General features: G+C 63.6%; 21 protein-coding genes. 11 read left to right on the forward strand and 10 right to left on the reverse strand.

What is annotated here, in order from left to right; all coding sequences use genetic code 11:
* Positions 1 to 4 precede the first annotated feature (4 nt).
* From KVP70_RS31065 to KVP70_RS31080, 4 genes are all read left to right on the forward strand, one after another.
* Positions 5 to 1,129, forward strand: a complete 1,125-nt coding sequence (locus KVP70_RS31065) for a glycosyltransferase family 4 protein (protein WP_217946242.1) — start codon at positions 5 to 7, stop codon at positions 1,127 to 1,129.
* A 212-nt stretch (positions 1,130 to 1,341) separates the two neighbouring features.
* The gene (locus KVP70_RS31070; protein ID WP_217946243.1) at positions 1,342 to 2,061 is read left to right on the forward strand and encodes a winged helix-turn-helix domain-containing protein; all 720 of its coding nucleotides are present in this window, start codon (positions 1,342 to 1,344) and stop codon (positions 2,059 to 2,061) included.
* 1 nt (position 2,062) lies between these two features.
* On the forward strand, positions 2,063 to 3,454 hold the full coding sequence (locus KVP70_RS31075; RefSeq protein WP_217946244.1) for a sensor histidine kinase: 1,392 nt from the start codon (positions 2,063 to 2,065) through the stop codon (positions 3,452 to 3,454).
* 95 nt (positions 3,455 to 3,549) lie between these two features.
* Positions 3,550 to 4,767, forward strand: a complete 1,218-nt coding sequence (locus tag KVP70_RS31080; protein ID WP_217946245.1) for an aminotransferase class I/II-fold pyridoxal phosphate-dependent enzyme — start codon at positions 3,550 to 3,552, stop codon at positions 4,765 to 4,767.
* On the opposite strand, the gene KVP70_RS31085 is transcribed toward KVP70_RS31080, so the two are convergent.
* The 3 genes from KVP70_RS31085 to KVP70_RS31095 all read right to left on the reverse strand — a co-directional run bounded on the left by KVP70_RS31085 (position 4,764) and on the right by KVP70_RS31095 (position 10,214).
* The gene (locus tag KVP70_RS31085) at positions 4,764 to 5,768 is read right to left on the reverse strand and encodes an HD-GYP domain-containing protein (protein ID WP_217946246.1); all 1,005 of its coding nucleotides are present in this window, start codon (positions 5,766 to 5,768) and stop codon (positions 4,764 to 4,766) included. The genes KVP70_RS31080 and KVP70_RS31085 overlap by 4 nt on opposite strands.
* A complete protein-coding gene (locus tag KVP70_RS31090; RefSeq protein ID WP_217946247.1) occupies positions 5,765 to 9,181 on the reverse strand; it encodes an MHYT domain-containing protein in 3,417 nt (1,138 codons plus the stop codon). Before KVP70_RS31090 ends, KVP70_RS31085 begins: the two co-directional genes overlap by 4 nt.
* A gap of 64 nt (positions 9,182 to 9,245) precedes the next feature.
* Positions 9,246 to 10,214: an alpha/beta fold hydrolase gene (locus KVP70_RS31095; protein WP_217946248.1), complete on the reverse strand. Its 969-nt coding sequence runs from the start codon at positions 10,212 to 10,214 to the stop codon at positions 9,246 to 9,248.
* A gap of 242 nt (positions 10,215 to 10,456) precedes the next feature.
* Here KVP70_RS31095 and KVP70_RS31100 point away from each other — a divergent pair, with 242 nt between their 5' ends.
* The 3 genes from KVP70_RS31100 to KVP70_RS31110 are packed head-to-tail and all read left to right on the forward strand — an operon-like array spanning position 10,457 to position 13,673.
* Positions 10,457 to 11,689 (forward strand): efflux RND transporter periplasmic adaptor subunit, encoded by a 1,233-nt coding sequence (locus KVP70_RS31100; RefSeq protein WP_217946249.1) that lies wholly within the window; start codon positions 10,457 to 10,459, stop codon positions 11,687 to 11,689.
* Positions 11,686 to 12,444, forward strand: a complete 759-nt coding sequence (locus tag KVP70_RS31105) for an ABC transporter ATP-binding protein (RefSeq protein WP_332844108.1) — start codon at positions 11,686 to 11,688, stop codon at positions 12,442 to 12,444. Before KVP70_RS31100 ends, KVP70_RS31105 begins: the two co-directional genes overlap by 4 nt.
* A gap of 44 nt (positions 12,445 to 12,488) precedes the next feature.
* Positions 12,489 to 13,673 carry an ABC transporter permease gene (locus tag KVP70_RS31110; protein WP_217946250.1) on the forward strand — a complete coding sequence of 395 codons (1,185 nt, stop codon included), beginning with the start codon at positions 12,489 to 12,491 and terminating at the stop codon, positions 13,671 to 13,673.
* Position 13,674: 1 nt separating this feature from the next.
* On the opposite strand, the gene KVP70_RS31115 is transcribed toward KVP70_RS31110, so the two are convergent.
* From KVP70_RS31115 to KVP70_RS34530, 6 genes are all read right to left on the reverse strand, one after another.
* The gene (locus tag KVP70_RS31115; protein WP_217946251.1) at positions 13,675 to 14,115 is read right to left on the reverse strand and encodes a hypothetical protein; all 441 of its coding nucleotides are present in this window, start codon (positions 14,113 to 14,115) and stop codon (positions 13,675 to 13,677) included.
* 132 nt (positions 14,116 to 14,247) lie between these two features.
* Positions 14,248 to 14,748, reverse strand: coding sequence for a glycine zipper 2TM domain-containing protein (locus KVP70_RS31120; protein WP_217946252.1), 501 nt, complete (start codon positions 14,746 to 14,748; stop codon positions 14,248 to 14,250).
* Between the two features lie 98 nt (positions 14,749 to 14,846).
* Complete coding sequence (locus KVP70_RS31125) at positions 14,847 to 15,164, reverse strand: hypothetical protein (RefSeq protein ID WP_217946253.1); 318 nt, start codon at positions 15,162 to 15,164, stop codon at positions 14,847 to 14,849.
* Between the two features lie 71 nt (positions 15,165 to 15,235).
* Complete coding sequence (locus tag KVP70_RS31130; protein ID WP_217946254.1) at positions 15,236 to 15,946, reverse strand: choice-of-anchor J family PEP-CTERM protein; 711 nt, start codon at positions 15,944 to 15,946, stop codon at positions 15,236 to 15,238.
* Positions 15,947 to 16,283: 337 nt separating this feature from the next.
* Positions 16,284 to 16,655 carry a hypothetical protein gene (locus tag KVP70_RS31135; RefSeq protein WP_217946255.1) on the reverse strand — a complete coding sequence of 124 codons (372 nt, stop codon included), beginning with the start codon at positions 16,653 to 16,655 and terminating at the stop codon, positions 16,284 to 16,286.
* A gap of 493 nt (positions 16,656 to 17,148) precedes the next feature.
* A complete protein-coding gene (locus KVP70_RS34530; RefSeq protein ID WP_229225211.1) occupies positions 17,149 to 17,448 on the reverse strand; it encodes a helix-turn-helix transcriptional regulator in 300 nt (99 codons plus the stop codon).
* Positions 17,449 to 18,294: 846 nt separating this feature from the next.
* Between KVP70_RS34530 and KVP70_RS31145 the strand changes: the two genes are divergently transcribed.
* The 4 genes from KVP70_RS31145 (at position 18,295) to KVP70_RS31160 (ending at position 21,208) form a co-directional block, all read left to right on the forward strand.
* Positions 18,295 to 18,471, forward strand: a complete 177-nt coding sequence (locus tag KVP70_RS31145; RefSeq protein WP_229225212.1) for a phage integrase N-terminal domain-containing protein — start codon at positions 18,295 to 18,297, stop codon at positions 18,469 to 18,471.
* A gap of 134 nt (positions 18,472 to 18,605) precedes the next feature.
* A complete protein-coding gene (locus KVP70_RS31150) occupies positions 18,606 to 19,283 on the forward strand; it encodes a GNAT family protein (protein ID WP_217946256.1) in 678 nt (225 codons plus the stop codon).
* Positions 19,284 to 19,287: 4 nt separating this feature from the next.
* Positions 19,288 to 20,148 carry an ImmA/IrrE family metallo-endopeptidase gene (locus KVP70_RS31155; RefSeq protein WP_217946257.1) on the forward strand — a complete coding sequence of 287 codons (861 nt, stop codon included), beginning with the start codon at positions 19,288 to 19,290 and terminating at the stop codon, positions 20,146 to 20,148.
* Positions 20,132 to 21,208 carry a beta family protein gene (locus KVP70_RS31160; RefSeq protein ID WP_217946258.1) on the forward strand — a complete coding sequence of 359 codons (1,077 nt, stop codon included), beginning with the start codon at positions 20,132 to 20,134 and terminating at the stop codon, positions 21,206 to 21,208. Before KVP70_RS31155 ends, KVP70_RS31160 begins: the two co-directional genes overlap by 17 nt.
* Here the strand turns inward: KVP70_RS31160 and KVP70_RS31165 are convergent.
* On the reverse strand, positions 21,135 to 21,767 hold the full coding sequence (locus tag KVP70_RS31165) for a sce7726 family protein (protein ID WP_217946259.1): 633 nt from the start codon (positions 21,765 to 21,767) through the stop codon (positions 21,135 to 21,137). The genes KVP70_RS31160 and KVP70_RS31165 overlap by 74 nt on opposite strands.
* Positions 21,768 to 22,006 lie beyond the last annotated feature (239 nt).

The raw sequence follows: 22,006 nt of genomic DNA on the forward strand, positions 1-22,006 counted from the left end.
GCTAATGCGCGTCCTCCATTTTTACAAGACCTACTACCCCGATACCTGGGGCGGCATCGAGCAAGTGATACGCCAGCTGTGCGTGGGCACCGGCCGCCTTGGCGTGACCAACGAAGTGCTGACCCTGACGCGCGACCGCGGCCCGACCAAGATCGAGTTCGAAGGCCACACCGTGCACCGCATGCCGCTCGATTTCGAGATCGCCTCCACCGGCTTCTCGTTCGCGGCGATCCGCCAGCTGGCGCGCCTGGCGCGCGAGGCCGACGTGATCCACTACCACTTCCCGTGGCCGTTCATGGACCTGGCGCACTTCATGGCGCGCATCGACAAGCCCAGCGTGGTGACCTACCACTCCGACATCGTGCGCCAGAAAAACCTGCTGCGCGTGTACAGCCCGCTCAAGCGCCGCTTCCTGGGCAGCATCGACACCATCGTCGCCACCTCGCCCAACTACCTGGCCTCGTCGCCGGTGCTCAAGCGCTTCGAGCACAAGACCCGCACCATCACCTACGGCCTGGACAAGACCATCTATCCGCGGCCGCCCGAGGCGCTCAAGGACCAGTGGCGCGCCCGCTGCGGCGAGCGCTTCTTCCTGTTCGTCGGCGTGCTGCGCTACTACAAGGGCCTGCACATCCTGCTCGACGCCATGGCCAACCTGGACTACCCGGTGGTGATCGTCGGCGCCGGCCCGATCGAGCAGGAGCTCAAGGAACACGCGCAGCGCCTCGGCCTGACGCACGTGCTGTTCGTCGGCGCGGTCGAGGAGCTCGACAAGGTGGCGCTGCTGGAGCTGTGCTACGCGATGGTGTTCCCCTCGCACCTGCGCTCGGAGGCGTTCGGCATCTCGCTGCTGGAAGGGGCGATGTACGGCAAGCCGATGATCTCCAGCGAGATCGGCACCGGCACCACCTACATCAACATCGACAACGAGACCGGGCTGGTGGTGCCGCCCGACGACGCGCCAGCCTTCGGCGCCGCCATGCGCACGCTGTGGGAGCAGCCGCAACGGGCCGCCGAGATGGGCCGCCGCGCCGAGGCGCGCTACTGGGAACTGTTCACCGCCGAGACCATGGCGCGCAACTACCACGCGCTGTACACCGAACTGGCCGGGCGCAAGCGCGCCGCTTGATCTGGCGCAAGTGCGCCAATGGCGGGCGCGGCTATGATGGCGGTCGAACTCCGCGCCCTGCCGATGGTCCTCATCAATGACGCTGCCAAGCCGGCGCCACCCCCTGTGCGACGCAACGACGTCGTCCGGGCGGGAGTTCACCACCGCGCTCCACTTCGCCGCCGCGCCGCAGGGTAGAATAGCCGCCACCACCCTGAATCCCGGAGACCCGCGTGCGCTGCCTGGTTATTGAAGACGAAGCCGAAACCTCGAATTACATCTGCAAGGGCTTGCGCGAAGCGGGCTACCTGGTCAGCGCCTGCGACAACGGCCCGGACGGGCTCGACCTCGCGGTCGGCAACGACTGGGACATCATCATCCTCGACCGCATGCTGCCGGGCCGCATCGACGGCCTGTCCATCGTCGACAAGCTGCGCGCGCTGGGCAAGCAGACCCCGGTCATCATCGTTTCCGCGCTGACCTCGATCGACGCCCGCGTCAGTGGCCTGCGCGGCGGCGCCGACGACTACCTGTCCAAGCCGTTCGCCTTTTCCGAGCTGCTGGCGCGCATCGAGGCGCTGCAGCGGCGCAGCGCGCCCGGCGCCGACAGCTCGCAGCTGCAGGTGGCGGACCTGAAGCTGGACCTGCGCACCCTGCGCGTCACGCGCGGCGCCAAGGTCATCGCGCTGCAGCCGCGCGAGTACCGGCTGCTGGAGTACCTGATGCGCAACGTCAACCAGGTGGTGACCCGCACCATGCTGCTCGAATCGGTGTGGGACTACCACTTCGACCCGCAGACCAACGTCATCGACGTCCAGATCAGCCGCCTGCGCGCCAAGGTCGACAAGGATTTTCCCGTCATGCTGATCCACACCCTGCGCGGCGTCGGCTACCGCATGGGGGCGGCCGCGCCCGACGAGGCCGGGCCGCCGGCCGCGGACGCTCCGGCCTGACATGATCACGCTGCGCGCCTCGATCGCCGCCCGGCTGGTGCTGGGCTACGGCGTGCTGGGCACGGCCTCCATCGTGCTGGTGTCGGCGGTGTTCTACCACGGCACGGTGGGCGTGCTGGACCGGGATATCGATGGCCGCATCGTCGCCCAGTCGGACCGCCTGCTGACCCATGCCGCCGGCCAGGCCCACGGCGCGCTGCTGGCCGAGGTGCGGCGCCAGCTGGACGACGGCATCGACAGCGACCGCGAAATCTTTGAGCTGCTGGCGGCCGACGGCCGGCCGCTGGCCGGCAACCTGGGCGCCTGGCCGGCGGCGGCCGCGCGCATCGACCGTGGTGACCGCGGCGACGGCGCCACCCTGCTCAGCACCGTGGTCACGCGCGACGGCCGCCCGGCGCCGGCGCGGCTGTACCTGCGTCCGCTCGACGGCGGCGGCGTGCTCGTCGTCGGGCGCGACCTCAGCGAGCAGGAGGCGGTGCGCGGCGTGATCTGGCGCGCGCTGCTGGCCGGCGCCGGCGTGTCGCTGCTGCTGACGGTGGCCGGCGCGCTGCTGTTCCGGCGCCTGGTGGAGCGGCGCCTGGGCGCGATCCGCCGCACCGCCGCCCACATCGAGGCGGGCGACCTCAGCTCGCGCATCCCGGTCAGCGGGCGCGACGAGTTCGCGCTGCTGGGGCGCGACATCAACCGCATGCTCGACCGCATCGAGCTGCTGATGGACGGCATCCGCCACGTCTCGAACGCCATCGCCCACGACCTGCGCACGCCGCTGGGCCGCGTGCGCAGCAAGCTCGACGACGCGCTGCGGCACCAGGCCACGGTGCCGGGCCTGTCCTGCGCCGCGCACGACGCGATCGAGGATATCGACGACCTGATCCGGCTGTTCGAGCGCCTGCTGCAGATCGCCGAGGCCGAGTCGGGCATGCGCAGCCGGCTGTTCGAGCGGCTCGACCTGGGCCACATCGCCACCGACATCGGCGAGATGTACGAGGCCAGCGCCGAGGACGGCGGCGTGAGCCTGACGGTGGACGCGCCCGAGCACCTGTACGTGGACGGCGACCGCAACCTGCTCGCCAGCGCCGTCGCCAGCCTGCTCGACAACGCCATCAAGTACGCCGGGTCCGGCCATGCGATCCATGTGCGGGCCGGCCTGTTCCACGGCGGCCTGGCCTCGATCGCGGTGCACGACAACGGCCCCGGCATTCCGCAGGCCGAGCGCGCCAAGGTGACGCAGCGCTTCTACCGGGGCGACGACAGCCGCCACCTGCCGGGCAACGGCCTGGGGCTGGCCATCGTCAGCGCCACCGCGCTGGCGCACGGCGGCGAGCTGCTGCTGGAGGACGGCGCGCCGGGCCTGGTGGCGCGCATCCTGCTGCCGCTGGCGCCGTCGTCCTAGACACTAGCTGCTATCCGATCGGTAATGTGACCGCAAGCCTGCGGTAAGCCGGCCGCCGCTAGCATGGAGGGTTACCCACTCAAGCCGGCCCCTCCATGCACGACCTAAGCGACATCGCCGACTGGCTCAAGCACCATCCGGTCCATCCCGCCGCCCGGGGCCACGGCACGCTGCCCGACCCGGTGTTCGTCGCCGGCGGCGAGCCGGTGGTGTCGTTCAGCACCAACAACTACCTGGCGCTGGCCAAGCATCCGCGCCTGGTGGCGGCGGCCAAGGACGGCCTGGAGCGCTACGGCGTGGGCAACTGCGAGTCGCGCCTGCAGGGCGGCGACCTGGAGCTCTACCGCACGCTGGAGGCGCGCCTCGGCGCCCTCAAGCACAAGGGCGACGCGGTGCTGTTCGTCACCGGCTACATGGCCAATATCGGCGTGCTGTCGTCGATCGTCAAGGCCGCCACGCTGGCGCGCCTGCACGGCTACCGCGCCCGCAAGCGCCACAAGTACGCCTACTATTCGGACGAGTACAACCACGTCAGCATCCGCGAAGGCATCCAGATGTCGGGCGCGCTGCGCTACAACTACCGCCACGGCGACATGAACCATCTGGAGTCGCTGCTCAAGGCGGGGGCGGACGAGGGCAGCACGGCGATCATCGTCAGCGACGGCGTGTTCTCGATGGAGGGCACGATCGCGCCGTTGCCGCAGCTGGTGGCGCTGGCCGAGCGCTACGGCGCGCTGCTGTACCTCGACGACGCCCACGCCACCGGCGTGCTGGGCGCCAACGGCGGCGGCAGCTCCGAGCACTTCGGCTGCTACAGCCCGTGCATCATGCAGATGGGGACGTTGAGCAAGGCGCTGGGGGCGAGCGGCGGCTTCGTCGCCGTCGAGCGCGAGGTGGCGGACGTGATCCGTTTGACCAGCTCGGCCTACGGCTACACCAGCCCGCCGCCGCCGGCCCAGGCGGCCGCGCTGCTGGCGGCGCTCGACCTGCTGCAGGAGGAGCCGCAGCGGCGCCAGCGCCTGTGGGACAAGCAGCGCTATTTCATCGAGCGGATGGCGCCGCTGGGCTACACCATCCTGTCGACCCAGACGCCGATTGTGCCGGTGCTGATGGGCGAGGCCGAGACCTGCCAGCGCTACGCGATCGCGCTGCGCAAGGAAGGCATCCATGTGGACGCGGTGCAGTTCCCGGCGGCGCCGGTGGGGCAGGCGCGGCTGCGCTTCATGATGAACGCCGGCCACACCCGCGCGCAGCTCGACCATGTGGTGCGGGTGATGGCGCAGCTGGCCGGCCGCGCCGCGCGCCTGGCTTAGCCGCCGCGCTCCGCCCAGCGCTGCTTGATCTCCAGCAGCGCCGGCATCTGCGTCAGGAACAGGTCGACCAGTTCGGCGTCGAAGTGCTTGCCGCGCTGCTGCTCCAGGTATTCCACCGCCTGCGGCAGCGGCCATTCCGGCTTGTACGGGCGCGCCGAGGTCAGCGCGTCGAACACGTCGGCGATGGCGACGATGCGCCCCACCAGCGGGATCTGCTCGCCGGCCAGGCCGTTCGGGTAGCCGCTGCCATCCCATTTCTCGTGGTGCGTCATCGCCACCTGGTGCGCCATCGCCAGCATGCCGCCGGGGTGCTGGCCGATGATGTCGCCGCCGATCGCGGCATGGGTCTGCATCACCTTCCACTCCGCCGTCTCCAGCGGGCCGGGCTTTTGCAGGATGTTGTCCGGGATGCCGATCTTGCCGACGTCGTGCATCGGCGCCGCGTGCAGCAGGTCGTCCGCCTCGGCCTCGCTCATGCCGGCCGCGCGGCCCAGGATGCGCGAGTAGTGGCTCATGCGGATCACGTGCAGGCCGGTTTCATTGTCCTTGTATTCGGCCGCCAGGCCCAGCCGCTGGACGATCTCCAGCCGGGTGCGGGCCAGCTCGTCCACCCGCACCAGCGACAGGTGGGTGCGCACGCGGGCGCGCACGATGGGCGGGCTGACCGGCTTGGTGATGTAGTCGACCGCGCCGGCCTCGAAGCCGACCACCTCGTCGCTGGCGTCGCTGAGCGCGGTGACGAAGATCACCGGAATGGCGGCGGTGGCCTGGTCGTCCTTCAATTGCAGGCACACTTCGTAGCCGGTCATGCCGGGCATCATGACGTCGAGCAGGATCAGCTGCGGCCGCTCCTGGCGCGCCAGTTCCAGCGCGCGCGGGCCGTCCTTGGCGAACAGCAGGCGGTACTGGTCCTGCAGTATATGGCGCAGCAACTGCAGGTTGCTGGCCTCGTCGTCGACCGCCAGGATCAGCGGCAGGTCGTTGGTGGGGGCTTTGATCATGGGGTCTCCTTGGCCAGGCGGGCGGCCAGTTCCAGCAGCGTGGCATGGGCTTGTGGGAAGTCGAAATCGTTGAGCGCGGCGTGCAGCGCCGCCAGCTGCTGCGCCAGCGCGGCCGACAGGCCGGCGCCGCTCATGGCGTTCGCCAGCGCGGCCAGCGCGGCGTCGTCCAGCGCGCCGCGCCGCAGCGACGGCAGCAGCGCCTGCGCCGCCGCGTGCGCGCGCGCCGCGTCGAAGGACGGCGCCGCGGCCGCGGCGGCGGCGGCCTGTTCGCGTTCGCGCTGCACGGCGCGCGGGGTTTCGATGGCGTGGATCGCGCTCAGCGCCGCGTCCAGCTGCGAGGTCAGCATGCGCTGCACCTGCGCCAGTTCGGTCGGCAGGGTGGCGGCGCCGGCCTCGCGCTGCGGCGAACCGCACAGCTTTTCGGCCTGCGCCAGGGTGGCGGCCAGCTGCTCCAGCCCGAGGTTGGCGGCCACGCCGCGCACCTTGTGGCAGCAGGCCTGGGCCTCGGCCAGGCGGGTCTCGCTGTCGCTGGAGAACAGCCGCGCCAGCGCGGTGGCGGCGTCGCCGTAGTCGGTGGCGAAGCGGTGCAGCGCCTGGTGGTATTTGACTTCGTCGCCGGACCAGCGCTGCAGGCCGGTCTTCTGGTTCAGCACGCGCGCGCGCGCCGGCGCGTCGGCCGCGGCCGGCGCCTGCTCGAGCGGCGGCAGCGCCAGCACGCGGGCGATCTCATGCGACAGCGCATACCAGTCCACCGGCTTGGAGGCGAAACCGTTCATGCCGGCGGCGGACGCGGCCTCGCGGTGCGCCGCCAGCACGCTGGCGGTCATGGCGACGATCGGCAGGGCCGGGGCGCCGGCCGCGCGCTCGCGCGCGCGGATCGCGCGCGTCGCCGCCAGGCCGTCCATCAGCGGCATCTGCATGTCCATCAGGATCAGGTCGTAGGGGCGTTCGGCCGACAGGCGCAGCGCGGCGGCGCCGTCGCCGGCCCGCTCCAGCGCGTGGCCGCGCTTGTGCATCAGCAGGGTCAGCAGCTCCAGGTTCTGCGGCACGTCGTCGGCCGCCAGCACCCGCAGCGGCGGCAGCGGATAGGGGCTGCGCTCGGCGGCCTGGCTGCTGTCGTGGCGGGCCGGCTCGAGCGGCAGCCGCAGGTGGAAGGTGGTGCCCTGGCCGGGCGTGCTCTCGGCCCACAGCTGGCCGCCCATCAGCGCCACCAGCTGGCGGCTGATGGTGGTGCCCAGGCCGGTGCCGCCGAAGCGCCGCGTCATCGACGGATCGGCCTGGGTGAAGGGGTCGAAGATCGCCTCCAGCCGCTCCGGCGCGATGCCGATGCCGGTGTCCTGCACCGCGATCTCGAGCTGGCCCTGGGCCGCGCTGGCGCGCAGGCTGACGCTGCCGGCGGCGGTGAACTTGATGGCGTTGTCGAGCAGGTTGCCGAGGATCTGGCGCATGCGCAGCGCGTCGCCGTGCAGCCACGGCGGCAGCGACGGGTGGTACACGATGTCGATGGCCAGGCCCTTGCTGCGGGCGTTGCTGCCGAAGGTCGAGGCCAGCTCGTCGATCAGGCCCAGCAGGCTGTAGTCGTCCGGCTCCAGCTCCACCGCGCCCTTGTCGAGCTTGGCGGTGTCGAGGATTTCGTTGAGCAGGCGCAGCAGCGAGCGGCCTTCCTTGCGCACCGTGTCCAGGTGGCGCCGCTGGTTGGCGTCGAGCTCGGTGTCCAGCAACACGTCGGTGAAGCCGAGGATGGCGTTCATCGGCGTGCGGATCTCGTGGCTCATGTTGGCCACGAAGCTGGCGCGCGCGGCGGCGGCCTGCTCGGCCGTCTCCTTGGCCTTGCGCAGCTCCTGCTCCATCTGGCGCCGTTCGCTGATGTCGAGGATGACGCCGTCGATCCAGCGCAGCTCGGGGTCGCTTTCATCCTGGGTGACGGCGCCGTGCTCCCACACCCAGCTGGCGTGGCCGTCGGCGTGGCGCAGCCGGTACTCGACCTGGTAGGCGCTGAGCTCGGCGACGGCGCGGTCGATTTCCGCTTCCACGCCGGCGCGGTCTTCCGGCGCGATCAGGCTGCCCAGCGTGCGGCTGCGGCCGTCGCCGACGAAGTCGCTGGCCGGGTAGCCGGCCAGGCGCTCGATGCCGTCGCTGACGAACACCGGCGGCGCGTCGAAGCGCATGCTGCTGCGGAAGGAGATGCCGGGGATGTTGCCGATCAGCGAGCGGAACTGCTGCTCGCTGTCGCGCAGCGCCTGCATGATGGCGCGCCGCTCGCTGATGTCGGTGATGAACAGCACGAACAGGTCGCGCTCGGCCAGCCGCGCGTGGCCCAGCGCGCGCCGGATCGGCACGCGGCTGCGGTCCTTGCGCAGCGCGATCACTTCGCTGCCCTGGCCGGGGATGGCCGAGTTCTCGGTGCGCAGGTAGTTGAGCAGGCCGTCCTGCTCGGAGCGCTGGGTGTCGTCCATCAGGATGCGGATGTTCTGGCCGACGATTTCGTCGCGGCGCCAGCCGAAGATGCGTTCGGCCGAGGCGTTGAACTCGTGCACCAGGCCCTCGCGGTCGACGGTCACCACGCCGTCGATGGTGGTGGTGAGCAGGGCGCGCATCCAGGCTTCGCTTTCGCTTTTCTGGCGGAACAGTTCGCGGTAGCGCAGCAGGCCGTTGGCCGACATGATGAAGATGGTGATGGCGATGGTGATCAGCGAGATCGCCAGCGCCAGGAAGGTGCTGCTCTGTTCGGGCGCGGCGCCGGCCAGCGGGCGGCCGGCGAAGCGGGCGGCGGCCATGCCGGTGTAGTGCATGCCGGCGATGGCGCAGCCCATGACGGTGGCGCTGATCACGCCCAGCGCGCTGGACGGCAGGCGGGTGTGCAGGCGCAGGCCGAAGCGCACCCACAGCGCCAGCGTGGCCAGCACCACGGCCACCACGATCGACAGGCCGAACATCAGCGGATCGTAGTACAGGTCGAAGGACATGCGCATCGCCGCCATGCCGGTGTAGTGCATGGCGCCGATGCCGGCGCCCACCAGCAGGCCGCCCAGCAGCAGCGAGCCGGTGCCGATCTGGCGGCGGCTGATGAGGGACAGGGCGATGCCGGAGGCGGCCAGGCTGGGCAGCACCGACAGCATGGTGGTGACGTGGTCGTAGTCGACCTCGGTGCACAGGTTAAAGGCCAGCATGCCGATGAAGTGCATGGCCCACACGCCGCAGCCCAGCGCCAGGCTGCCGGTGCCGAGCATGAGGGCGCGCAGGCTGCGGCTTTTGCTGGACTGGGCCTGCGCCACCACCTGCAAGCCCATCCAGGACGAGAAGATGGCTATCAAGATGGAGAGCAGCACCAGCATCGGCGTGTAGCTGCCGTACTGGATCAGGGACGGGTCGGTCGGGGGCGCAAACAGCCGCAGGAGAGTGTCGATATTCATAAGGTTTCCACTGTGGCGAACTGGCACAGCAGAAACCTTATCACATAACAAGCACGGAGCTGTATCAGGATTTAGCGAAGGCCAGGAAGTCGGCGTTGAAGCGGTCCTTGTGGGTGTCGGTCAGGCCGTGCGGCGCGCCGGGGTAGGTGATCAGTTTGGCGTGCTGGACGATCGCTGCCGAGGCGCGCCCGGCGGCGGCTATCGGCACGATCTGGTCGTCCTCGCCGTGGATGATCAGGGTCGGCTTGTCGAACTTTTTCAGGTCGTCGCGGAAGTCGGTTTCCGAGAAGGCCTTGATCGAGTCATAGGTGTTCTTGTGGCCGGCCTGCATGCCCTGCGCGTACCAGGCGGCTATGATGCCCTGCGACGGCTTGGCGCCCGGACGGTTGTAGTTGTAGAACGGGCCGGACGCCAGGTCCAGGTACAGCTGGGCGCGGTTGGCGACCGAGGCGGCGCGGATGCCGTCGAATACTTCCATCGGCAGGCCGCCCGGATTGCTGGCGGTTTTCAGCATCAGCGGCGGCACCGCCGAGATCAGGCCCAGCTTGGCGATGCGCTTGGTGCCGTGGCGGCCCACGTAGCGCGCCACTTCGCCGCCGCCGGTCGAGAAGCCGGCCAGGATGATGTTCTTCAAGTCCAGCGCTTCGATCAGCTGCGCCAGGTCGTCGGCGTAGTGGTCCATGTCGTTGCCGTCCCACGGCTGGCTGGAGCGGCCGTGGCCGCGGCGGTCGTGGGTGATGACGCGGAAACCGTTGTTGGCCAGGTGGAAGGCGGCCGACTCCCAGCTGTCGGCGTTGAGCGGCCAGCCGTGGCTCAGGATCACCGGCTGGCCGCCGCGCGGGCCCCAGTCCTTGTAGTAGATCTCGACGCCGTCGCGGGTGGTGATGGTGCTGACGGTTTTTTGCGGCATGGCGCCGGCGGCGGCCTGGCTGTTGCCGCTGGCGGCGGCCAGCGGCAGGGCGACTGCGGCCACGGCGGCGGCGCTGCCGACCAGGGCGTTGCGGCGGGATGGATTGCTGGCTTTGCTGGGCATGACGGGCTTCCTTGGTGAGTGATGATGTGCCCATGGTAGGCAGGAACGGCCGGGCTGGGAACGCCCATACGTGCAATCCTGGACTGCAACTTTGCACATACCGCGATCGGGTGGCCGGACACTCCGCCCAAAGGTGGAGCCGCGGACAAATTCCTTGCCATGTTGCATTCCTTGCAAAACGCCATATACTTGGCGGGCTGATCCGCATATCGACGGATCTCACCTATGGGACTCACGAAACGATGGCTTTCCTGACCAAGAAAAAGATAGCGCTGGCCATCGGCCTGCTGGTGATCGGTGGCGCCAGCGCCGCCTGGTATTCCAAAAGCAAGACCCCGGTGGTCGAGGCGCCGCGCTTCCGCGTGGCCACCGCCGACACCGGCAACATCACGCAGACGGTGACGGCCACCGGCACCATCAACCCGGTGGCGCTGATCAACATCGGCTCGCAGGTGTCGGGCACGGTGAGCGAGCTGAAGGCGGACTTCAACGACCATGTGAAAAAAGGCCAGGTGCTGCTCAAGCTGGACCCGACCATCTTCAACGCCCAGATCCGCCAGGTCGAGGCGCAGCTGGCGTCGGCGCGGGCCAGCCTGCGGCTGGCGCAGGCCACCCACCAGCGCAACCAGACGCTGGTGACGCAGAGCTACATCTCGCCGCTGGCGCTGGACCAGTCCAAGCGCGAGGTCGACGTGGCGACGGCCAACATCCAGCTGGCGCAGGCGCAGCTGGCGCGCGCCCAGGCCGACCTCGACAACAGCGTGATCCGCTCGCCGATCGACGGCGTCATCATCAAGCGCACGGTGGACCTGGGCCAGACCGTGGCGGCCTCGTTCACCACGCCGACCCTGTTCCAGATCGCCCGCGACCTGACCAAGATGCAGATCGACACCAGCGTCTCGGAAGCGGACGTCGGCGCGCTCAAGGACGGCCAGGCGGCCCGCTTCGTGGTCGACGCCTATCCGGACAAGGAGTTCGACGCCCGCATGCGCCAGTTCCGGCTGGCCGCCAACGTGGTGCAGAACGTGGTCACCTACAACGTGGTGCTGGACGTGGACAACACCGAGGAGCTGCTCAAGCCGGGCATGACGGCGCAGGTGCGCCTGCTGGTCGGCAACCGCCAGCAGGTGCTGCGCATCCCGACCGCCGCGCTGCGCTTCCGCCTGAGCGACGAGGAGATCGAGAAGCAGGCCAAGAAGGACAAGGCGGCCGCGGCCAAGGCCGGCAGCGCCTCGGCCTCGGCCAGCGCCGTGGCCGACACGCCGCCGCCGGAAGACGACGCCGCCTTCCGCAGCAAGAGCGAACTGGCGCGCTCGTTCAAGATCTACACCATGGACGACAAGAACAACCCGGTGGCCAGGGACATCAAGATCGGCCTGTCGAACTTCCGCTACACCGAGGTCGTCGGCGGCGGACTGAAGAAGGGCGACAAGGTGATCACCCGCGCCATCAACGAGAAACAGGGCGAACTGTGACGGCGCCGCAACCGCTGATCGCGCAGTTACTGATCGATATCCGCCAGGTCACCAAGAGCTACTTTTCCGGCAACGTCGAGACCCAGGTGCTGTTCGGCATCAACCTGGCCGTGCCGCGCGGCGACTTCCTGGCCGTGATGGGCCAGTCCGGCTCGGGCAAGTCGACCCTGATGAATATCTTTGGCTGCCTCGACCAGGCCACCGGCGGCAGCTACCACCTCAACGGCGTCGACACGCTGACCCTGTCGCGCGCCGAGCTGGCGACCATCCGCAACCGCACCATCGGCTTCGTGTTCCAGAGCTTCAACCTGATCAAGCGCATGAGCGTGGCCGAGAACGTGGCGCTGCCGCTGATCTACGCCGGCGTCTCGCGCGGCAAGGCGCACGCCAAGGCGCTGGTGGAGCTGGAGCGGGTCGGCCTGAAGGATTACGCGAAACGCACGCCGAACCAGCTGTCCGGCGGCCAGCAGCAGCGGGTGGCGATCGCCCGCGCGCTGGTGGGCGATCCGCCGCTGATCCTGGCCGACGAGCCGACCGGCAACCTCGACACCCAGACCAGCGAGGAGATCATGCGCTCCTTCCAGCAGCTCAACGACGAGCGCGGCATCACCATCCTGCTGGTCACGCACGAGCCCGACATCGCCGCCTACAGCAAGCGGCTGATGCGCCTCAAGGACGGCCACGTGCTGTACGACGGCCCGGCCGCCGAAGGCTTGCGGCTGATGTCGCAGGGCCATGAACCGATAACCGTATAAACGATATGAATCCTTTACAGATAGTGGTCGAGGCGTTTCGCTCGATGATGGCGAACCGCCTGCGCACGCTGCTGACCATGCTGGGCATCATCATCGGCATCACCTCGGTGGTGCTGCTGCTGGCGGTGGGCGACAGCATGAAGCGCTTCATCGCCAAGGAGCTCGAGCAGCTGGGCACGAACATGCTGTTCATCTCGCCCGGCGGCGACCGCGCGCAGCAGCAGCGCCTGCGCAGCGGCGCGGCGCCGGCCCTGACCATGGCCGACGCGGCGGCGCTGAACGCGCTGCCGTCGCTGGCCGGCGCGGCGCCGGTGCTGCAGGGCGGCTTCAACCTGGCGGTCGGCAACGAGAACGCCTCGAAGACGGTGCACGGCGTGACGCCGGCCATGTTCAAGATCCGCGGCTGGAAAATCGACAAGGGCAGCGCCTTCAGCGAGGCCGATGTGCGCGCCGCCTCGCGCATGGTGGTGATCGGCAGGAAGATCGCCGACCAGTTCTTCTACAAGGTCGACCCGCTGGGCAAGTACATCCGCATTGAAAACGTTTCGTTCCAGGTGGTGGGCGTGCTGTACGGCGAGGGCAAGCAGGTCGACGGCGGCGACCTGGCCGACTACGTGCTGGTGCCGATCACGGCCTCGGCGGCCAGCCTGGTGCGGCTGCCGTTCCCCGGCAATGTGCATTACGTGGTGGCGCAGGGCAAGTCCGGCGGCAATCTGCAGGACGCCATCCAGGACATCAATGAAACCTTGCGCGACCGCCACCACATCAAGTTCGAGCAGCCGGACGATTTCCGCATCGACAACCTGGCCTCGTTCGCCGAGACCGCGCAAAAGATCAGCGCCGGCCTGGCGGCCCTGCTGGGCCTGATCGGCGCGATTTCGCTGATCGTCGGTGGCATCGGCATCATGAACATCATGCTGGTGTCGGTGACCGAGCGCACCCGCGAGATCGGCATCCGCATGGCGATCGGCGCCAAGCCGCGCGACGTGCTGCTGCAGTTCCTGACCGAGGCGGTGGTGATCTGCCTGGTCGGCGGCGTGTTCGGCATCCTGCTGGCCACCGGGGCGGCGGCGGCGATCACCTCGACCGGCAAGTTCGACGTGTTCATCACGCTGCAGGCGGTGGTGGTGGCGTGCGGCTTTTCCAGCCTGGTGGGGGTGTTCTTCGGCTTCTACCCGGCGCGCCGGGCGTCGAAATTGCTGCCGGTGGACTGCCTGCGCTACGAGTAGTTCAGTAGTCGAACTTGCTGCTGCGCGGGGAGGTCTTGAAGAAGGAGGGGGCGGTTTCCTTTTCCTTCTGTTCCAGTTCGCGGCGCTGTTTCGCTTCCAGCTTTTGCTGGGCGATGCGCTCGTTGTGCTGGTCGATGCGCTGCTGCATGGCGCGTCCCTGCTTGCTGTTTTGCAGCAGGCTGAGCTTTTGCAGCATGGCGGCCGCCCACAGCAGGAAGATCACCAGCAGCGACAGCAGGTAGCCGGCCTGCCAGGCGCCGTAGTTCTGGCTGATGATGGGGAACAGCGGACTGGCGTCCTCCAGCCAGCCCTGGCCCAGCACGCCGCAGAGCGCCGCCAGCACGCCCAGCGCCGAGGTCTTGACGATCAGCCAACGGCTGGCCTTGACGCGCTGGTTCCAGAAATGTCGTAAGTCTTCGTGTGGGTCGGTGGCGGTGGTCATGACGATCGTGAGTGTGGCGCTAGTACGGCAGGCATTATGTCATATTTTCCACTGGGAAACTAAATCCGGCTTTGCTCCGCCGCAAACAAAGCGGCCCGGTCCCCTGTGCGGGGCCGGGCCGTCGTGCCGCGCTTAGTTCTTCTTGGCGATCTCGTTGCCGACGTAGGCACCGCCGACCGCGCCAGCGATGGTGGCCGCGGTCTTGCCCTTGCCGCCGCCGACCTGGTTGCCGATCAAGCCGCCGACCACCGCGCCGATGCCCATGCCGAGCGGGCTGTTCTGTGCCACCGGTGCCGGGGCCGGCGCCTGGGCCACTGGCGCCTGGACGCTGTCGCCGTCGTTGTTGACGTGGCGCACCTGCGGCGTCACGTGATGCACGGTGCGGTGCTCCGCCACAGGCTGGCGGTATTGCTGCGCAGGCTGGGCGGCCAGTGGCGCGCCGGCTTGCGGCGCATTGGCGAGTACAGGCGCGGCGCTCACCGGCATGGCGGCCAGCGGGGCGGTGTCAGGGGTGGCGTGCGAGCTTGGCAGCAGGCCGGCGATGGACGCGGCGCCGACCAGGCTGACCAGCGTCAGCGACACGGCGGCGACTGCCATCAATGGGTGGATGCGGGTGGTTGGGGTGGTCGTCATTGTTGTTCTCCTGGGTTGCGCCACAGTGGCGCTTGTTCCTATAACGAGCGGGAGAGCAAAGCTGGTGACGCAGAAAGTGTTTCCAGAGTAAGCAGATGTTACGGCGCGCCGTGGGCGGCGCTGCGGCGTTCCAGCCATTCGCGGCCGCCGCTGTCCAGCGCCTTGGCGATGACGGCGGGCGGCAGGCTGTAGACCGTGGCCCAGCTGGCGCGGCCGTCGCCGGTGTTGGACGGGAAGCTGCTGGTTTCGACCGGCCAGTGGTATTTGCGCTTGAGCGTCTTGACGATGGCGGCCAGCGAGGTGCGGCCTTGCAGCGGCGGCGCGCCGGTCTGGTCGGCGTCGGAAATGAGGATGGCCAGCACGGCGCCGCGCGCGGTCAGCGGGCCGGGGAATTTGGGGAGTTTGGCGGGAGGCATGCCGCCATTCTAGCGGAACGGGCCGGCGAGGCGGCGGCTGCCTGCCTCGCCGGCCTACCGGGTCTTGCTGCTTAAGCCGCCTTGGCCTTGCGCTTGCGTGCCAGGCCGACCAGGCCCAGGCCGGCGCCCAGCATCAGGTAGGTGCTCGGTTCCGGCACGGCGGTGATCGACACGGTGTCGAGGCCGATATAGTTGGAGCTGGTGCCGTTCGGGCCGCCGTCAGCGAGCGAATAGTGGAAGGCGAAGGCGCCGCTGGTGGCGCCGGACAGGCCGTTCAGCGTCACGCTGTACTTGGTCCAGGCTTCCGGATAGACGTTGGCATCTTGGCCGGGATTGACGGACAGCAGCAGCGAACTGAACGAGCCGACGCTGTCGGCCGTCCCGCCGACATTGGCGCCGCCGACGTTGCTGAAGCGCACTTCCAGGCGGTCGGGGAAGAGCGAGTGTTCGACGGTGCGGGTGTAGAACGACAGGGTGTCGCCATTGTGGTAGGTCGAGGTTGGCATGATCAGCCAATTGCTGATGGCCGACACGTCCTTGCCGCTGGTCCAGCCGGCGCCGACGTAGGACGCGGCCGCGCCCTGCTGGGCAGCGAACACGGCAGGGTTGCCCTGGAACCAGTTGATGTCGCCCCGTGGATCGCTGTTGTTGACGACCGTCCAGCCGCCCGGCACGCCGCCGTCGAAATTCTCGCTCAGCGCGTTGGCCGACGCGGCGCCCGCGCTCAAGGCCATGGCCAGCAACAGGGTGGACATCACAGCAGGTTTAAACGATACAGCCATTTCTACACCTCCATCAAACTATCGAAAGAATACCGGCGGGCCCCCGCCGCACCGGACCAAGCAACCTGAACAGGAAAGATTGCAAAAATTACGATAGCATGTGGGCAATGGAAATATGGCTATTTGAATAATCCTATATATGGTTTATGCCGTTTTAGCGGGAAACTACAATGAAGCGGCCCAGTGGCTGTTGTTTCGCAAGCTCGTCGACGGCGATGGGATTTCCTGGTTCCAGTGAAACACGCGCACGCTTTAACCTCGGCATGCAGAGTTTTGATCAGCCATACTCTGCCACGCGTTCAATTGTGACGCAAAAAGCCCCTTTCGGGGCTGTGGTTTAGTGGATCAGCTTGAGGGCTAGGGCGGCGATCATGCTTGATTGAAGCAGGCCAAGCGATATCATTGTGCCCATGAGCCAGCGCGTACTCTCTTTTGACGTGCGCTCAACCTTGGCGTCAAGTGCGGCAATCATCGACTTGAGTTCAGCCGTCTGTACGTCCATCTTGCTGCCCAGCTTGTCGATCTTGCTGTCCTGGCCGTTGGTGGCGCGCTCGATCTTGCTGTCTTGGCCGTCGACCTTGGCCGCGAGGGCTGCGATTGCGGCCATAGCGTTTGACATCGCCTTGGCGTGCGCCGCAGCTTGTAGCGGGGTTTCCCCGGCCTCGGTCAAGATGTTGGCGTATTCAAGGCTATCGAAATTCGCGGTCATGGTAGGTGCTCCCGTGCGTTCCTCATTGTAGCGCAGTTGCGAAATGCCCCGGGTTGATCTGGGGGCGGGTTGTGGTCAATCTATTCGCTGATTGACGCCTTCGCCGCGCCGACGGCCACTTCAAGCCATCGGGCTTGTTGGCGTGCACCTACGTGCTTGAACGCGAGCACGATGAGCACGACTAAGTTAACAAGCGGAAGGACATCGAAGAACGATTGCACTGGAATGGCCCGGTGTGGAAAACCATATTTGTTGGCTGAGACAACGCCAGACAACAAAAAAACCGCCAAGCTTGAAAGCATGCGGGTTTTGATGTTTGGTCAGACGATTTGATACGAATCCATGGTGCGGGAGCCGGAATCACACGGAAAAGTAGGCCTTGTGATTGCTGGCTGTCTGAAAGTACAGTCTCAAAACTACCGTCAAAAATCCCGATTTGCGCCAAATCGCACCCGATTTGGTTCCTCTGATGCAAGAACCTTATGCGTTTAGCTTAGTCCTTGGAGCCCTTTTGCGCAAGGATGCGCGCTACGCTCGCCGAGGTGATCCGGCTTGACCGGGCACTAAGTTTCACAAGGTCCAGCTGGCCGCTCGCGACCATTCGGTAAACCGTCGCGTGAGAAATTTCCAGCAGTTCCATCACGCTGGTGATCTTGTAGAGCATCGGTGTGCGGTCCGTCCTTTGTTTAGCTGAGACCGGCTTCGGTGGGGGCTTCATATGTGCTTCGGGTTCGAGGGCACGGAGCGTGCTGAAATCCTGATCGGCTTGGGGAGACTGTCGTAGCGTTCTCATGTGGTCCTCCAGTGGTGGTTATCGCTGAACGATACGATGCACCGTTGTCTGCGCAAGCGCCAACCGAAATCAGGCCGTTTATCGCGGGTCTTTTTCCATCAGCGTTCGACAAATCAATCGGCGAAAATTTCATGCCGGTGATGCCGGCGCGATGCCAGGTGGAGGACAATATGCTTTTCGACGCGAAGGATCGCCCTTCGCGCAACTTGGCATCGCGCCAGGCGTAGCGCTCGTCACGCGCCCTTAGTCTCCACATTCGTTTTTAGATTGGCTTCGCCGTTGAGCGAGCCCGCGATCAGCCTGGATAGGTTGCATCCATATTGCGCATCCTTCCCTCGAGGGAGCTGCGCGTCACATCGTGCGCATTCACGCACCGTCCCCACCTCACGCGGCGATCTGCCGCCGCGTGCATGTCGATTCGCCGCCCTAGTTCGCGGCGCAAACCGCGCGTCGTTACTGGCGGCCTGCTGCCAGTGACGACGCGCTAGCAACCAAGCGCTATATGGGCTTCGCCGCTGTTTTCTCAGTGACGGCGGCCAGTGACAGCGGATCTACCGCTATCAGCGCAGCAGAACGCTGCTTGCCAACCATGCCCCTCGTGGGCCGACAACGTGTGCGAGGCACACCCCATGGACCCTGGGTAACTGGTCCCACCGCGATCAGGCTTCTACAAAAGGAGCGGATTGCGGCGCCATACGCGCATGCGGCGCGGGCAAGCAGTGAATACACCGCATACACGGGAGTGGTGTCCCGGGGCCTTTACAAACCGTCCGTGCTGCGGCAAGCACGGTGGCCAGAAACACTCACCTGACTCGATTACACCAAGTTTGTTTTTAGGAGCATGCGATGCGCGACTTGAACTATCAACTCAAGCAGCTGTGCGACCGCAATCGCGATGGCAGCTATGCCACGCAGTCCGACCGCGCGCGGATACTTTCGCACGTCGCCAACCAGCTGCACGATCTCGGATGGGCCGGCCTCACTCTCCCACGCGCATGGCTTAAACATGTATTGAAAATGTGACAATCTGCGTATTTTCAGATGGGCAAGAATGTTATCCTATCGGTAATCGACTGCGTTCGATCAGAAGTTTAGTTCAATATTGAGCGATCTTTTAGAGCCGGAATGCCTATAGTAGCAACGACCAAGGAGAAGATTTGAACTTCACGATCGAAGAAATTCGGCATTGGTTAGACGTCGCTTCGCCCTCAATCAGCGAAGCCGGTATCATTTCGACTGGAAGATTAGCTGGAAAAGCCGGTGAAGTCGATTATACAATTCATGCGGGATGGGACCTGGTTTTTGCAAACTTGTGTGATCGTTCATGGGGGACGTTCAACGTCACCCTAATGCGGCACATTCAGTCGCTCGAAGCCAAGGGCATTGACATTAACCCCATTCTGGAGTCAGCACAACTCGAAGATTTTCATTGGCGCTGGCTCAATAAGAGTTTGCACTACAAAGGTAACAGCTATCAGTGGTTCTTCTTGGTTGCGGAAAATTACCCCCAAGCGGCATGCCTCATTTACCATCCGAAGTCTAGCGTTTCCGGTGCTGGGGATATTTTCTATGTTGAATATATTGCAGCTGCTCCGTGGAACCGCGAAAACATTTTGGCTGATCGCATTTTTAAAGGCGTGGGACCGAAACTTTTAAAGTGCGTGATTAGTTATGCGCAAGAAGATTTGAAGCTTCGGCCGGGGTTTTCGTTGCACTCACTTCCCAAAGCCGAGCAGTTTTATGAGCGACTTGGGATGAAGGCTTTCCAAGCCTACGACAAAGAAGGCATGAAGTTCTTCGAGTGGATTGATCCAGAGTCAATGGCGAAAGGATAATTTTATGAAAATCCTAAATACGCTTGAGGAAGATTTTCCTGGCCCGCCTTTCACGGCGGTCGAGCCGCGAAAATTTTACGAAGCGTTCCTCAAAGCTGATGCGATTTTGACTGCCGCGCCAAAAAAATATCGCGACACGGCCGACGAACGTATTCCCGAGTTGATGAGTTTTATATATCGCGGCGGTGATGCTTCTGCTGCTCTTTTCCGAAAACGCGATGACGCTTCAGAAGTTCTGATTAATCTCTGGCTGTCGTCTGTTCGCCGTACAGCGGGGTGGTTTTTGGCCGCCAACTCAATTCCTGAGTTTAAAGGTTTTGACGGGACTATCTACGGCGATTTGCCCAGGCGGTTTAAAGATGCAGAGAGTTTGCCAAAAATTGGCCCTTATTTAGCACCTTATGGCATCGTTTTTATTTGGGAGGAATCAATTCCGTCAATGAAACTTGACGGCGCCGTATTTTCTCTGCCATCAGGGCATATTGTTGTTGCGCTAAGTTTAAGATATTCCCGTCTTGATCATTTCTGGTTCACGCTTATGCATGAACTTGCGCATGTGGTGTTACATGCTGAAACATTGCATGATCCGATCATCGACGATTTCGACATTGAATCTGACAGCCTTATTGAAAAACAAGCTGATCGTCTAGCCTTGGATAGCTTAATTCCGAGAAACGAGTGGCGTAGTTGCCCTGCTCGATATACCAATTCCATAGAAGATATTGTGAACTTTGCAGATCGGCTAGGTATTCCTGTGCAATGCGTAGCAGGACGTTTGCAAAGAGAACAGAAGCGATATGATTTGTTCTCCGATATTATTAATAAATATAACGTCAGAGAGATATTGAATGCCGCTCAATTATAACTACACGCCTTTTTTGAAATTCAAGGTGAATGAAGTATCTGGACTTTCAATGTTAGATTTAGCACTAAAAAAGAAACTTACCCCTTTTTTTGATTTTGCGCGCAAAGATGGAATGACCCGTAGTGATTTTGAGCGGGCAGTTTCGACTTGTTATAAGAAAGCTGAGAAATACCTAAAGGCATTTCCTTATATATTTGTAGATTCTTTTGATATCCCAGATTCAATCGCGACGATAAAATCGCCAAATTGCAAAGTCATTATTGAAGAATTTTCAGAGTTTGAATATGTACCCGTCCTCGGCTTAGATCGTGCCTTGAACCATAATCAAACTATCTTCGATGCGAAGGCCAAGGGGGAAATAATTTCCGACAAAGTGGCGATACGATTTCAACCGGAGGAATTCTCTTCTTTCGATGTGATAGAAGACGAATTACTTGATCTAATCGCAAAGGGGTCGAAGGTCTTTTCAGATTGGATCTTCGTATTTGACTGCCGTGTTTGCTTAGAAAGCAATCGAACGAAGCTCGCAACGGAGATCGCAAGTTTTACCTCGTCGGCCGCACAAGCCATTGATGTTGAACAGTACATTGTCGTTGGATCTTCTATTCCAGCCTCGATCACGGAAATTGCCAAGCCAAGCGATGAATCTGTCGTCCCGAGAGCTGAACTTGAAATCTTCCACGCAGCGCAATCGATGGTTAACGGGATTACCTTATCGTTGGGTGATTACACTATTGTAAGCCCGCTATACTCCGATCTTACAATAGCGCCTGAGTTACTACTTAGTGTCACTGCGCCTAAAGTATTTTATACCTACGAAAATAGACATTACATTGCTAGAGGAGGTCGAATAAAAACTGGAGGATATGGTCAGTATGACGTGATATGCGAGGGAATCGCATACAAGAGTTTTTATCGGAAAGCACCGTACTCTTGGGGAGATAACTTTATCCAGGAACGTGCAGATGGAAAAGGTGAAAAGAATGTTACCCCTTCAACAATTCTGAAGCCAACAATCTGTGCTCATATTGAGTACATGGCACGGGATTATCCAAACTAGGATTGTTCAAACTGCGAGCGGTCAGTGCTTTTCCAACAACTTCATTAATTGCGCTAATTGGCATATTCGACGCAATCAACTCAGCAATTTTTTGCCGATTCATTTTTTCCAGTGATGGGCTGTTGAAATTAGGAAAATTAATCAATTCTGATCGCCACAGACTTAGTAATGCAATTTCGGGAAGATATGACGGATTTCGCGTGACTCCGCGAACATGTTTGAAGATTACAGATTCGTTGTGGGCTGGTTTAGCAATCATAATGCCCCAATGCTTGGGCACAATTACTTCTGCCCTTTTTAAATGATTCACTGTGGTCACCAACGTAATTAAAGGGAACGCTTGATCGTAAAACTCGGACTGACGAACGATCCGGTTTATCGAGTCGGTTTCACCTTTAATTTCATAGCAATGCATAGTTTTGTAAACCGCAACAACGTCGGCAATTGCGTTTCCATTGCAGACGTGAACCTCTTCCAGAGTAGCATGCGGCGGCTTCGCTCTTCGTCTTAAATGGACAATGAGTGCCTGTCGTATTTCTTTGTCCGTTAGTTTTTGCATGATGGAAAAGTCCTGCGAGAATACTGTTTACTAAGGCAGAGGCTCAGGTCGTGCCCAAGATGACCTGATATTGTCCCAGATAATGCCGTCTCTCACCAGCCAGGATTTTTTATGGCTCTATGCCGTTTTCAGTGGAAATTGACATCAGGCGAAGTGGCGCGTAACGCCATGTTCGCGCGGCACGGCGGCGAGCAGCGGATTGGACGGCAGGTGTTTGAGCTTGGCCATGCGTAAGTAAG

The sequence above is a fragment of the Duganella violaceipulchra genome (assembly GCF_019166075.1).
Lineage (GTDB): Bacteria > Pseudomonadota > Gammaproteobacteria > Burkholderiales > Burkholderiaceae_D > Rugamonas > Rugamonas violaceipulchra.